Annotated in this window: 12 protein-coding genes and 1 tRNA gene; 6 read left to right on the top strand and 7 right to left on the bottom strand. The window is 37.1% G+C overall.

Annotation, left to right across the window (positions count from 1 at the left end):
• Positions 1 to 11: 11 nt before the first annotated feature.
• Positions 12 to 1,214: a porin gene (locus tag Q0947_RS07700; RefSeq protein ID WP_299394841.1), complete on the bottom strand. Its 1,203-nt coding sequence runs from the start codon at positions 1,212 to 1,214 to the stop codon at positions 12 to 14.
• 372 nt (positions 1,215 to 1,586) lie between these two features.
• On the opposite strand from Q0947_RS07700, the gene Q0947_RS07695 reads away from it, so the two are divergent.
• Positions 1,587 to 1,943, top strand: coding sequence for a nicotinic acid mononucleotide adenyltransferase (locus Q0947_RS07695; protein WP_299394838.1), 357 nt, complete (start codon positions 1,587 to 1,589; stop codon positions 1,941 to 1,943).
• Positions 1,944 to 2,017: 74 nt separating this feature from the next.
• On the opposite strand, the gene pth is transcribed toward Q0947_RS07695, so the two are convergent.
• From pth to Q0947_RS07680, 3 genes are all read right to left on the bottom strand, one after another.
• Positions 2,018 to 2,650: an aminoacyl-tRNA hydrolase gene (gene pth, locus Q0947_RS07690; RefSeq protein ID WP_299394834.1), complete on the bottom strand. Its 633-nt coding sequence runs from the start codon at positions 2,648 to 2,650 to the stop codon at positions 2,018 to 2,020.
• Positions 2,651 to 2,787: 137 nt separating this feature from the next.
• Positions 2,788 to 3,429, bottom strand: a complete 642-nt coding sequence (locus Q0947_RS07685; RefSeq protein ID WP_299394829.1) for a 50S ribosomal protein L25/general stress protein Ctc — start codon at positions 3,427 to 3,429, stop codon at positions 2,788 to 2,790.
• A 61-nt stretch (positions 3,430 to 3,490) separates the two neighbouring features.
• Complete coding sequence (locus Q0947_RS07680) at positions 3,491 to 4,432, bottom strand: ribose-phosphate pyrophosphokinase (RefSeq protein WP_299394825.1); 942 nt, start codon at positions 4,430 to 4,432, stop codon at positions 3,491 to 3,493.
• A 384-nt stretch (positions 4,433 to 4,816) separates the two neighbouring features.
• On the opposite strand from Q0947_RS07680, the gene Q0947_RS07675 reads away from it, so the two are divergent.
• A tRNA-Leu gene (locus Q0947_RS07675) sits at positions 4,817 to 4,896 on the top strand.
• Between the two features lie 120 nt (positions 4,897 to 5,016).
• Here Q0947_RS07675 and Q0947_RS07670 read toward each other — a convergent pair.
• Positions 5,017 to 5,334 (bottom strand): GNAT family N-acetyltransferase, encoded by a 318-nt coding sequence (locus Q0947_RS07670; protein ID WP_299394821.1) that lies wholly within the window; start codon positions 5,332 to 5,334, stop codon positions 5,017 to 5,019.
• A 444-nt stretch (positions 5,335 to 5,778) separates the two neighbouring features.
• Here Q0947_RS07670 and Q0947_RS07665 point away from each other — a divergent pair, with 444 nt between their 5' ends.
• The 4 genes from Q0947_RS07665 (at position 5,779) to Q0947_RS07650 (ending at position 10,325) form a co-directional block, all read left to right on the top strand.
• The gene (locus tag Q0947_RS07665; protein WP_299394818.1) at positions 5,779 to 6,732 is read left to right on the top strand and encodes a hypothetical protein; all 954 of its coding nucleotides are present in this window, start codon (positions 5,779 to 5,781) and stop codon (positions 6,730 to 6,732) included.
• A gap of 282 nt (positions 6,733 to 7,014) precedes the next feature.
• Positions 7,015 to 8,700, top strand: coding sequence for a GMC family oxidoreductase (locus Q0947_RS07660; protein ID WP_299394814.1), 1,686 nt, complete (start codon positions 7,015 to 7,017; stop codon positions 8,698 to 8,700).
• Positions 8,700 to 9,260, top strand: coding sequence for a gluconate 2-dehydrogenase subunit 3 family protein (locus Q0947_RS07655; RefSeq protein WP_299394810.1), 561 nt, complete (start codon positions 8,700 to 8,702; stop codon positions 9,258 to 9,260). The genes Q0947_RS07660 and Q0947_RS07655 overlap by 1 nt, the downstream gene beginning before the upstream one ends.
• 138 nt (positions 9,261 to 9,398) lie before the next feature.
• A complete protein-coding gene (locus tag Q0947_RS07650; protein ID WP_299394805.1) occupies positions 9,399 to 10,325 on the top strand; it encodes a serine hydrolase in 927 nt (308 codons plus the stop codon).
• A gap of 72 nt (positions 10,326 to 10,397) precedes the next feature.
• On the opposite strand, the gene Q0947_RS07645 is transcribed toward Q0947_RS07650, so the two are convergent.
• Together Q0947_RS07645 and galK are read right to left on the bottom strand one after the other, a co-directional pair.
• Entirely contained in the window at positions 10,398 to 11,420 is a 1,023-nt protein-coding gene (locus tag Q0947_RS07645) for a UDP-glucose--hexose-1-phosphate uridylyltransferase (protein ID WP_299394801.1), read from the bottom strand.
• A 17-nt stretch (positions 11,421 to 11,437) separates the two neighbouring features.
• A complete protein-coding gene (galK, locus tag Q0947_RS07640; protein ID WP_299394796.1) occupies positions 11,438 to 12,592 on the bottom strand; it encodes a galactokinase in 1,155 nt (384 codons plus the stop codon).
• Position 12,593: the final 1 nt, after the last annotated feature.

The raw sequence follows: 12,593 nt of genomic DNA, 5'->3' as shown, positions 1-12,593 counted from the left end.
ATGTTATGTTTTTAAAAATGGACAGCGAATTGTAAACGGAACATTAATTGATCTTCAGAAGCCTTTGCATTTAAATAGCTTAGGTCCGTCTGAACCTTCAATTTATGCCCCAAAATATATTTTGAAACCCCAAAGGTGTATTGGTTCTCTACGTCGTCGCCAGTGATTTGTTTTTCAGGATTAAGATTGGAATATCTACCGGTCACTTCCCAATTATTTTCAAACACATAGCCCATTTGCACATTAAACCCTGAACCTACTTCTACAACATCTCCAGTGGTTGTACCGTCAGAATTTTTCGCAACAGCATCATCCGCAGATCTATCAGCATATTCGGCCATTAAAGAAAATCCTTGATACTTTAGCAAGGCATCAATAAATAATGTTGAAATATCGGTTTCGTGAAATCCAATATCGGTGACCATATACCGTCCTTGGTTACTCCCTGTTTTAACAGCGTTATCATTAAAATCATAAGCAACACCCAACGCTAATTTTGGCGTTGGTTCTCTATAAATATCGCCTCCTATAAACGCACCGCCTTTAATAAAATCTCCAAACGGATAAAATTCCAATCGCGAGGTATATTGATACCCACCGAAGTTGCCAGAAGTCACATTGCGGCCTTCACCTTGAGAAATGGCAAATGCTTCTTTTAAGAGCATCTTATCAGAAAATTTGATCTCATGATGTAATTGTAATCCTAAATCGCGATCAATTCCGAAGGATTTATTCATTAGAGAACGGTCAACCAGTTGAAGATTGCCTGATGATGTCAGGGTTTCCATATCGCCTGGAAGTTTTGTCTGTCCAAACCACAATTCAAAATTCTCATAAAAATTCCATTTCATAACCGCATCCAAAATATAACGTGGCGCATTATTAGTGTAAACAGAAGCCCCAGACATATCTCTATTAGAAAGTCCCAATGCTATTTTATAAGTTAATTTTGGAGAGTAGACGAATCCGTCAAATTTAAGACGTGCCCTTCTTATTATGAATTGTGATTGAGCATCTGTAAAAGAATTGTTACGTTCTGTCCATTCAGATGCACCTTGAAATTGCAGCTGTAAGCCCATTTTCATTGAAAAAGTGCTGTCTTTCCCAACTATATTAAAGATACCGTTACCTAAACTAGGCCCTTCAGTAGTTTGTGCATTAAGAAATGTACTTATACCAAAAAGCAGCACAAAGAGTGCAGAAGAGAATTTCATAAAATCAGTATTAGTTTTTGTCACTGCAAAGAACCAATACAAAACTGAATTTAATGTTTCCTTAACATTAAATTTTCAAATAAATAAAACTGCCTTGGCCAAAGGCAGTTTTTAGACTTCATGATATTATAGTCGACAAAAACTAATAAAATATAATGAAATACTACTGATGAATGTCTTAAGACAATTGCAAATATCAAATATTATTCGCTGTGTTATGTCAAGACAATATTAACTTTAAGGGGTACAAAATAATATTCACAACGCTCTCATTAGAATACAATTACATCTCCAATGTTAATTTAATGTTACCTTAATGTTGCTTTTATGTTAACAATTCTTTATGTTTGTGTATCGCCAAAACCTAAACATATGAAAACATCCATTTTATTCATCGCTGCCATATTATGTTCTGCAACTACAATCTCTCAGGAGAAACGGGACCTAAAGCTTAATGATAATGAGAAAACTATTGAGGTTGTTTATTATCATGACAATGGTGCTGTAAGCCAAAAAGGTGCTTATACGTTAGATGGAAAGCTTCAAGGTGAATGGTCAGAATATGACCGAGCGGGGAATAAAACCGTTGCCGCTACCTATGATAATGGCAAAAAAGTTGGGAAATGGCTTTACTTTAACGCGGAAACTGTAAAAGAAGTACACTATAATCAGAATGCTATTGTAAGTGTAAGCGCTCCTAAAAAAGCACCGAGTCTTATAAAGAATTAAACAAAATGTACATAAAACAGAAAAGCATCCCTTTGGATGCTTTTTTTATTGACTAATTTAACCGACACTAATGTTTACTGTCCGTTAAAGGTATTCATCGTAATATTAACACCTGCCATTGCGAAAGATTTGATCAGTTCAACCGATTTATCCAAGCGCTCTCCCAATTTTGCGTTCTCTTCAGGTGTCCATTCACCCAACACATAATCCACCTGTCTGCCTTTGCTAAAGGCATCACTTATCCCAAATCTAAATCGGTTGTAATTAGTAGTCTGTAATTTATCCTGCGTATCTTTCAATCCATTATGACCACCGGCACTCCCTTTTGTCTTTAAGCGAATGGTACCAAAAGGTAAGTTCAAATCATCAGTAATAACCAATACGTTTTCTAAAGGGATGTTTTCCTTAGCCATCCAATACACAATAGCCTTACCGCTTAAATTCATATAAGTATTAGGTTTCAACAAGATAAATTGTCGTCCTTTAAACTTATACTCAGCAACATCTCCCAATTTTCGGGTTTCAAAATTCAAATCTTCCTGTTTGGCCAAATGATCTAAGACCTTAAAACCAATATTATGTCTTGTATTTACATAATCACTTCCAATATTACCAAGACCTACAATGAGATATTTTTTCATAGTGCTTTCTTCAACCTGATTTGGTCGCTTTGAGGGTTTAAAAATATGTTTTAAAAACTTCAGCATTCTCGAGCTATGCGCTGCTTTTTAAATATTCTTACAAATCAGAAGGGTTCAAATAATTTACCATTCTGAATGTTGACAAAAATAAAAAAAGCATCCTGAATAAACAGGATGCCTTTAAATATGTTGTGAAGCAAGATTTACTCTTGACCTTCAGCTGCTTCAGTTGCTTCTGCTCCTTCTGCTGCTGCTCCTTCTTCAAGTTCTTCTTCATCATCTTCAAACTCAGCAACACTTGCTCTAGAACGTCTAACTTGACAAACTACAGTGTTAACTGGGTGTAAGAATTTGTAATCAGGGTTTTCTAAAGAAGTGATGTACAATTTACTACCGATTTTTAATGGCGTGATATCCGCTTCAATAAAATCTGGCAAGTTAGCTGGTAGAGCTTTAACTCTAAGTTTACGTTGATTTCTACGTAAAACACCACCATTTAATACACCTCTAGAAGTTCCTATGATATGTACAGGAATTTCCATTGTAATTTCTTTATCATCAAATAACTGATAGAAATCTATGTGTAAGATTCTGTCTGTTACTGGGTGAAATTGGATGTCTTGCATAATTGCGTTGAAAGACGGTCCGTTTTCTATGGCAATCACAACTGTATGCGCACTTGGCGTATAAACCAGTTTAGAGAAAGCCAATTCAGGTGCTGAGAAATGCACTGGTTTGTCTCCTCCGTATAATACGCAAGGAACCTGACCAGCATTACGTAAGGCTTTAGTTGCCTTTTTGCCTACGCTTTCTCTTTGAGATCCGTTGATTGTAATTGATTTCATTTTGAAAATTTATAGTTAATAATTAAAAATACATGTTTGGTATGCAGCTTATATTCAAAGACTACATTAAAAATTTAGAGCTGATTGATTTGTTGTAATGTACGTTATGCATTACCTCAGCAAATAAATTTGCGCAACTGATTACTCTAATCTTGTCGCTTTTTTGTTTTAAAGGAATAGAATCTGTTACAATTAACTCCTCTAATTTTGAGTTTTCCAAACGCTCATAAGCACTACCAGATAAAATTGGATGTGTACAAATTGCTCTTACACTTAAAGCACCACGCTCCATCATTAAATCTGCAGCTTTGGTCAATGTCCCGGCGGTATCCACCATATCATCTACCAATACGACGTTTTTACCTGTTACATCACCAATCAATTCCATATGCGAGATCACGTTTGCTTTCTCACGTTGTTTGTAACAAATAACCACATCACTTTCTAATGCTTTAGAATACGCGTAAGCTCTTTTAGAACCACCCATATCTGGTGAAGCAATAGTTAAATTAGGAAGATTTAAACTTCTTAAATATGGTAAAAACACTGTCGATGCGAATAAATGATCTACTGGTTTTTCAAAAAAGCCCTGAATTTGATCAGCATGTAAATCCATAGTGATAATTCGGGTTGCACCTGCAGCTTCCAACATTTTAGCTACTAATTTAGCAGCAATTGGAACTCTAGGTTTGTCTTTTCTGTCTTGTCTTGCCCAACCGAAGTAAGGTAAAACTGCTGTAATATGTCTTGCTGAAGCACGCTTTGCAGCATCAATCATCAATAACATTTCCATTAGGTTTTCCGGTCCAGGATGTGTTGATCCGATGATGAACAATCGTGTCCCTCTAATAGATTCTTCATAAGATGGCTGAAATTCACCATCGCTATAAGTTGATGTAATAACCTTACCAAGAGGCTCACCAAAGGTGGCTGCAATTTTTTCTGCAAGTTCTCTACTTTGAGAACACGTAAAAATCTTGGCTTTTGTAGCAACGTTAGGCATCTGTAATGAAGTGTTTTATAACGAATTAATGCTCGTTCTGTTTAACAGGCTGCAAATTTAGGAATTTATTTGGACAGAAATGGATAAATAATAGATATTTTTAGTTGTTTTTGATTAATGGTTGAAAATAGAATCATGATCGCTTCGCTGTAAGAGCCAAGAATCAAGACTTTAAATTCTGATCGGGATAATTCATGGGAAGATTTAGCATTCAGTTAGTTGGATTATAAATCGGCAAAACCATGAGATTGAAAATCATTTTGAAGAAGATTAAGAACCCTGTTTTAGAATATTTTTTTATAAAATTTTCTAATCCCACTTAAATTTTATCCGTCAACAATGATTGTTTATAATAAATTATTTTATAATTTTGCAGTCCTAATTGCTCAAGTGGCGGAATTGGTAGACGCGCTGGATTCAAAATCCAGTTCTTCGGAGTGCGGGTTCGATTCCCGCCTTGAGTACAAAAGGCTTCAACAGAAATGTTGGAGCCTTTTTTTATTAGACCTATAACGCTTAAGAAATTTTATTTAGGTCGCAGACCCAATTCTCAAAAGCACAGTAGTCAATTACCATACATTGATTTAAAGCTTGTCATAACCATCAAATGTTGGACTAACGATACGTTTCCACTCTGGATGTTTCTTGATATAGGCAAATACGTAAGGACAATATGGAAGTAAAGTGATATTGTTATCATCCAAATAATGTAATGTTTTCTCCACCACGGCAGCTGCAGCACCTTTCCCCGCTAATTCCGGATCTGTTTCGGTATGTATCAACGCTATTTTATCGCCAGGTTCTTTATAATCGATGAAGGCAAAGTGCTCATCAATTTCAATTTCAAAGCGTTTTTTCTCTTCGTTTTTAACTAATGGAATGTCAATATATTCTGTTTTCATTGTTTAAAATTTTAGTATCCTATTTATATTTTCAAAAATAAAAATGTCTTACAATTCTCCTATTATACTAATGTTCTTTAACCGTTACTAATCATAAATGACTTGCAACGTTTTGTAAATTTAATCATTCCTTTTATTTCTAAATTGTATTTTTTCTAAAAGAATAAAAATCACTTGGTTACCATATCAAATTCTTCGGAGTCTATTTTTTATCTCCGTCTTGACACATAAAGAAATGCAAAAACATTTTTAGTCATGTTAATACTTGAAACATTTAATAAATTTTCCAATCTGTTAACAAAGCAAAACTACCAATAGGAATAACCATAAATATTAAGTTACTTGCTGTTACAATTCGCCACATATAAAATTCCTGTCTCATAATTATAGACATGTTACGGTATATGTATTTACGTGAATGATACATTACTGAACTGATAAAAAATGAAAAAAACCCTTCTAATTGCAATTATTACATTAAACTCATTTCAATTTTATTCACAGACTGATAGTACCAAAGTCGCTTTCGTGGCCTATTGGTCAATTGGTGATAGTTATGATTTTAAAGTCTCAAAAACAAATCAGCAATGGAAAGAAGACAAACTCGTTAAAGATCAAAAGCAGGAATATATTGCAAATTTCACCGTAATTGATTCCACAGAAACTTCGTATACCATAAAATGGAGCTACAAAAACAATTTAGGAAACACCTATAATATTCCTCAAGAATTATCGGATAAATTTTCAAAGTATGATTTGATAGAAATCATATATACAACGTCTGAACTTGGCGATTTGATAGAAATAATAAATTGGGAGGAAGTCAGTGAAACCATGACTAGCATGATAAGTGACATTGTTAATGTTTTAAGTAAAAATGATGAGAACCTGGCTAAAAAATTAAAAAACTCATTAGAACCTTTATCAGCTATATATGGCACAAGGCAAGGCATTGAAGAGTTGGTCTTAAAGGAATTACAGTATTTTCATTTTCCAATGGGCGTTGAGTTTGATATTACGCATCCTTTTTATTACGATGACGAGTTGCCAAATATGTTTGGTGGAGATCCGATAAAAGCAAAAGCGGCGCTGACTTTTGAAAATGTGGATTTTGATGAAGGCTTTTGCACCATAAAACAAGAATTGAATTTAAATCCGGAAGACACTAAAGCGTTATTAAGACAGGTTGTTCTCAAAATGAATGAAGGCAGCACAGAAACTGAAGAGATGTTAAAAAATGCTGTGTTTGAAATACAAGACAACAATACGTACGACTATTATTACTATCCTGGAGTTCCACATAAAATTGAAACGGTTAGAGCAACAACTATTAATATTGATAATTCACCAGGCAAAAGAATCGACACTATGACTATTGAATTAATTTACAACGATTAAAATAGTCCATACTATTACTAAACTTAAATCTGTTCTTGTTCGACCCTGATATCTTAACTAAGAAATCAAAAAGAACAACCAATAACTCACCCTATTTATAGTTACATATTAAGAGATCCGCTTCTTTCAAATGCAATCCATCCGCTCACCCCTGCCATACCACAAAATACTCCTCCTTTTAGCCTAAAAAACACCCATTCCAACTTCTATAAAATTGTTTTCTTTGTGAGTAGCTGATGTAAAGATTAAATTTGCACGGATTCAAATTAAAAGCATAAAACATTGAATAAGGCGTATGATGCCATCGTAATTGGCACCGGAGTTTCGGGGGGCTGGGCGGCAAAAGAATTATGTGAACACGGACTCAAAACCTTAGTCCTCGAGCGAGGCCGAATGGTTAACCACGGCGAGTATCCTACAGCTACTAAAGATAGCTGGGACTTCGAATTCCGCGGGAAGCCAAGCGCCGATGCGAATGCGAAGCAACCTATACAAAGTCGCACCGGTTTTGTAACCCAAGAAACTACTGCCCATTGGTTTGTCAACGATTTAGAACACCCTTATAATGAAACCAAACGTTTTGATTGGATCAGAGGATACCATGTTGGTGGACGCTCACTTACTTGGGGGCGACAAGCTTTAAGAATGAGCGACCTCGATTTTGAAGCAAACAAACTCGAAGGTATAGCAGTAGATTGGCCAATTCGTTATAAAGACATTGAACCTTGGTATACAAAGGTGGAACAGTTTATTGGCGTGTGTGGTGAAAACTTAGGATTACCACACTTGCCCGACAGCCATCTATCGCCTGCAATGCCCTTAAATGAAGTGGAGAAAGATTTTAGAGATCAAATTTCCAAGCATTATAAAAACCGTTATTTGACTATGGGTCGCTTCGCCAATCTTACGGGCGATACCCATCATACAGGAAGAGCAAATTGCGCGTACAGAAACAGATGCATGCGTGGCTGTCCACTAGGTGCTTACTTTAGTAGTAATTCGTCCACTTTACCTGCCGCAGAACGCACAGGCAATATGACCTTAAGACCGCATTCCATCGTTTCTGAAATTGTTTATGACGACACGAGCAAGAGAGCAACAGGGGTCAAAATTATAGATGCCCAAACGCATGAAACTCTTAAATTTTCCGCTAAAATAATCTTCTGCTGCGCCTCTACCGTAGGCACAACGAGCATTTTATTACAATCCAAATCTGAACGCTTTCCAAACGGATTAGGAAACGACAGTGGCGAATTGGGCCACAACTTAATGGACCACCACTTTAGAGTTGGCGCTACAGGTACCACAACCAAATTTAAACAGGTGCCTTACACTAATAATCGTCCTGCAAGTTTCCACATTCCACGTTTTAGAAATTTAAAAGACACGGAACCTCAGCCTAATTTTTTAAGAGGGTATTCCTTTCAAGGCAGTGCCAGCCGAACCGATTGGCGCCGCGCCATTAAAGAATTGAGCTACGGAGAAGCGCTTAAGGACGAGCTTTTAAAACCTGGGCCTTGGCGCATCGGCATGACGGGTTTTGGCGAATGTCTACCTTATCATGAGAATAAAATGACGCTCGATTACACTAAAAAAGACCAATGGGGACTTCCAACAGTAACTTTTGATGCAGAATTTAAAGAAAATGAGCTAGAGATGCGTAAAGACATGCAGCAGGAAGCCATAAAAATGTTAGAGCTTGCCGGTTTTGAAGATGTTAAAGGTTTTGATACCGCACTCTATTTGGGGCATGCCATCCATGAAATGGGCACTGCGCGAATGGGCCACGATCCAAAAACTTCTGTAGTAAATAAATACAATCAAATTCACGCCGTTCCCAACGTTTATGTCACAGATGGGGCGTGTATGACTTCTTCCGGAAACCAAAATCCGTCGCTAACCTATATGGCACTTACGGCGAGAGCGGTAGATCATGCGGTAAAACAATTAAAACAAAACCTGTTGTAATGATGGATAGAAGAACGGCTCTTAAAAACATGGCATTGTCCTTTGGTTTTGCGGTTTCAGGCTCAACCATCATCAGTTTGTTTAATTCCTGCAGCGATGAAAAAACGACGGTAACTTCAGAGTTTTTTAAGGCTTCTGAAATGTATAACATCGCACAGTTAGTAGATCTCATACTACCTAAAACAGCCACTGTTGGCGCGAAAGACCTCAACACTGCACATTTTGTTGACAAGATGTGCCAGCATGTGCTAGATGATCAACAGCAAAAGGAAATGAGATTGGGTGTTACTGAATTTTCCAAACGATTTTTAAAAATCACGGGCAATTCAACCACTGAAGGTACTCGACAAAATTATGAATTGATGCTCAGCACTTATTTTAATATTTCGAAGGATCAAGAAAAAGCCGTATTTGAAATGCTGGACTCCGATTATAATGGGCTTTCAAATGCTATCAAACCAGACTACCATTTATACACCTTTCTGACTACGGTGCGTGAGTTGAGCTTACTGGGCTATTATACGTCCCAAACAATTATGGAGCTGGATTTGGAGGCTTAGCAGATTTCTCAACAATCCTGGTTTTACGTTCCTAACGTTAATCTCGTTGCGCAACATCCTACTGTTTTTATCAAAAAAAGGCACAATAATCATAAATTTCGTAAATTATCCCAAGAATACAATTCACACGTCTTATTTATGAAAACAAAACTATATTGTTCCTTAGTGCTAATTTTTTTATGTCATTTTATGTCGGCACAACAAACTGATAAAACTTTGGAATCCGGACTTACAGAACTCGTCAAAAACTTTGAAGGCGATGTTGGCATTTATGTTTACAATCTTAAAACCCAAAAAGAAGCGGCCATCAATGCCGATACTATTTTCCCAACGGCGAGCATTGTTAAGGTGCCAATTTTAATTGAAGTGTTTAATCAGATAAAAGCCGGGAAATTGCATCTTAATGACACCATGGTGTATGATGCAAAACGTGTGTATGGCGGATCAGGATTAATGCAGTTTTATAAAGACAGTACCGTTACGGACCTTCGTACTTTGGTGTCGTTGATGATTACGATGAGTGATAATACCACGTCATTGTGGTGTCAAGAACTTGTAGGTGGCGGACTGGCCATCAACAAAACCATGGCCGACTTAGGCTTGAAGCATACGCGAGTGAATAGCCGAACCGAAGGCAGAACTTTAGATTGGGAAACCTATGGCTGGGGACAAACTACACCTCGGGAAATGGCGTCTTTGCTTATAAAAATGAGAAACAGAGCCTTAGTTGATGAAGCTGCGAGTGATGAGATGTACAGAATTATGAGCAACTCCTTTTATACCGATTATTCACTTTCTCAAATTCCGCCATACGTTCAAACCGCTGCTAAACAAGGGATGGTTAATAAATCCCGTTCAGAATTAGTGATGGTGAATGCGCCAAGTGGAGATTATGTGTTTTACATTGCTACTAAAAACAATGCCGATGAATCTTGGGGATTTGACAATAAAGCATGGGAATTACAGAGAGCAATTTCCGCATATTTATGGAATTATTTTGAACCAGAATCGGACTGGAAACCTGCGGCAGGATTTGCAGAGTTAGTAAAGGGGTTAAAATACTGATTAGCGTGCGATACCTTCAAAAAAGGCCTCAATAGAATTATTGAAGCCTTTTTTATCGTCATAAATATTTTATTATACAACCAACGCTCTAAGCCTATCCGCTGCTTGCTCCGCAGTAATATCACGTTGTGGTGAGCCAAACATCTCATAGCCTACCATAAATTTCTTAACCGTCGCACTTCTCAATAATGGTGGATAAAAACTCATATGCCAATGCCAATGGCTATTATCTTGTCCGTTGGTTGGTGCTTGATGAATTCCGCTAGAATATGGAAATGACACTTGAAACAGTGCATCATAAGCTTTGGTGATTTTAGAAATAGCATCTGCAAAAGCAATGCTTTCAGCATCTGATAATTCTGAAATATTGGTGTAGTTGTACTTCGGAACAATCATGGTTTCAAACGGCCAAACCGCCCAAAATGGCGTCAGTACTACAAAGTGGTCATTCTGATAAATAATACGTTCATGCGCTTCAAGTTCCTGCTTTAAATAATCGCCTAAAAGACTGCTTTTATGCGTATCATAATAGGTTTTTTGATGTAAATCTTTTTTCTCTACCTCGTTTGGTAAGGTTGATTGACTCCAAATTTGCCCGTGCGGATGTGGATTGCTACAGCCCATTACGGCACCTTTATTTTCAAAAATCTGCACGTAGTTAATCGCTTCATTAGCACCTAATAAGTCATATTCAGCTTGCCAGGTCTTAACCACTTTCGTAATATCTTCAACTGCCATATCCGCCAAACTTTTGGAATGGTCAGGGCTAAAGCAAATCACTTTACAAATACCTTGTTCGCTCTCCGCTTTAAACAAGCCTTCATTTACAGAAAACACTGGTGATGTGGTTTGCAAAGCCGCAAAGTCATTGGTAAAGACAAAGGCATCTTTATAATCTGGATTTTTTTCGCCATTAATCCGTGTATTTCCCGCACACAAATAACATTCTGGATCATGTGCTGGACGGTTTTCATTTGCCACCGTTTCATTCTGTCCTTGCCACGGGCGTTTCGCTCTATGTGGCGACACCAATACCCATTCGCCAGTTAATATATTGAATCGTTTATGCGAGTAATCTTGTAAATTTGTATTCATTGTACTTTAATGTATAATTAAGACTTGATAACGTGTGTTCCCTGTGACAACTTCACTTTATAAACAGAACACGTTGTTCCGAATTCGTTTTTATACTGTTCAGAAACTTCTTTTTTGAAGGTTTTAAAGGCAGTTTTCAACACCAAGTTGATTGTACAGCCACCAAAACCGCCACCCATCATGCGGGCACCAGCAACATCGGGACTTTCTTTGGCGCGCTCCACCAAAAAATCCAGCTCAGCGCAACTCACTTGATATTGTTTGCTCAAACCGTTATGCGATTGAAAAAGCAAGTCTCCCAAAGTGTCAACATCATTTTCTTCTATCGATTCAGCAAAACACTGTACTCGGTTATTTTCTTGAATGACATAGAGTGCTTTTTGATAATCAGCGTCACTAATCTCAGACTTCAAACCATCTAAATCCTCCTTTGTTGCATCCCTTAAAGCATCAACATTTAGAAGTTTTGATATATTCTCACATACTGCGCGTCGGTCGTTATAGGCACTTTCTGATAAATCGTGCTTTACATTAGTATTAATGAGCATCAACTCATAATCTTTAAAATCGATAGTATAAGCCTTGGACTCGACCGTTCTACAATCTAAAAGTAAAGCGCTGTCCGTGATGCCAAACATACTGGCATACTGATCCATAATCCCACAATTAACACCTACAAAGTTATGCTCTGCTTTTTGGGAGACTAAAATCATCTCCTCTTTGGTCAAGCCTAGATCAAAAAGTTCATTCAACCCATAGACAAAACTATTTTCTAAGGCTGCTGATGAAGACATGCCTGCACCTCCAGGAATATTTCCTGTAAACACACTATTAAAGTTGCCTGGGTTTTTACCCAACTTTTGAACTTCAGCAATAACCCCTAAGATATAATTTCGCCATCCACCATCACTCAAAGGTTTTAAAGCATCCAAGCCAAATTCATGCGCTTCTTCCATGTTTAAGGCAATAACTTTACTTGTAGAAGCATCACTTTTTTGAATAGCAAGTGCGATGCCTTTATTGATGGCGGCAGGAAACACAAAACCTTCATTATAATCAGTGTGTTCTCCTATCAAATTGATTCTTCCTGGCGAATAGACAAGTAAAGGTTCTGTATTAAAATGTGATTTAAAACGCTGTTTAACGTCTTTAATTAATTTCTTATTCTTCATA

The organism is uncultured Gelidibacter sp. (assembly GCF_947500795.1).
Classification (GTDB): domain Bacteria; phylum Bacteroidota; class Bacteroidia; order Flavobacteriales; family Flavobacteriaceae; genus Gelidibacter.
Note: the sequence above shows the minus strand (reverse complement) of the source record. Positions and strands in the feature narration are given on the sequence as shown.

Excerpts from the sequence above, each read along its gene's own strand:
- Q0947_RS07685 (WP_299394829.1), bottom strand. The coding sequence starts at position 3,429 with ATGAAATCAATTACAATCAACGGATCTCAAAGAGAAAGCGTAGGCAAA.
- Q0947_RS07645 (WP_299394801.1), bottom strand. The coding sequence starts at position 11,420 with ATGAATACAAATTTACAAGATTACTCGCATAAACGATTCAATATATTA.
- galK (WP_299394796.1), bottom strand. The coding sequence starts at position 12,592 with ATGAAGAATAAGAAATTAATTAAAGACGTTAAACAGCGTTTTAAATCA.
- Q0947_RS07670 (WP_299394821.1), bottom strand. The coding sequence starts at position 5,334 with ATGAAAACAGAATATATTGACATTCCATTAGTTAAAAACGAAGAGAAA.
- Q0947_RS07700 (WP_299394841.1), bottom strand. The coding sequence starts at position 1,214 with ATGAAATTCTCTTCTGCACTCTTTGTGCTGCTTTTTGGTATAAGTACA.
- Q0947_RS07655 (WP_299394810.1), top strand. The coding sequence starts at position 8,700 with ATGATGGATAGAAGAACGGCTCTTAAAAACATGGCATTGTCCTTTGGT.
- Q0947_RS07650 (WP_299394805.1), top strand. The coding sequence starts at position 9,399 with ATGAAAACAAAACTATATTGTTCCTTAGTGCTAATTTTTTTATGTCAT.
- Q0947_RS07695 (WP_299394838.1), top strand. The coding sequence starts at position 1,587 with ATGAAAACATCCATTTTATTCATCGCTGCCATATTATGTTCTGCAACT.
- Q0947_RS07680 (WP_299394825.1), bottom strand. The coding sequence starts at position 4,432 with ATGCCTAACGTTGCTACAAAAGCCAAGATTTTTACGTGTTCTCAAAGT.
- Q0947_RS07665 (WP_299394818.1), top strand. The coding sequence starts at position 5,779 with ATGAAAAAAACCCTTCTAATTGCAATTATTACATTAAACTCATTTCAA.
- pth (WP_299394834.1), bottom strand. The coding sequence starts at position 2,650 with ATGCTGAAGTTTTTAAAACATATTTTTAAACCCTCAAAGCGACCAAAT.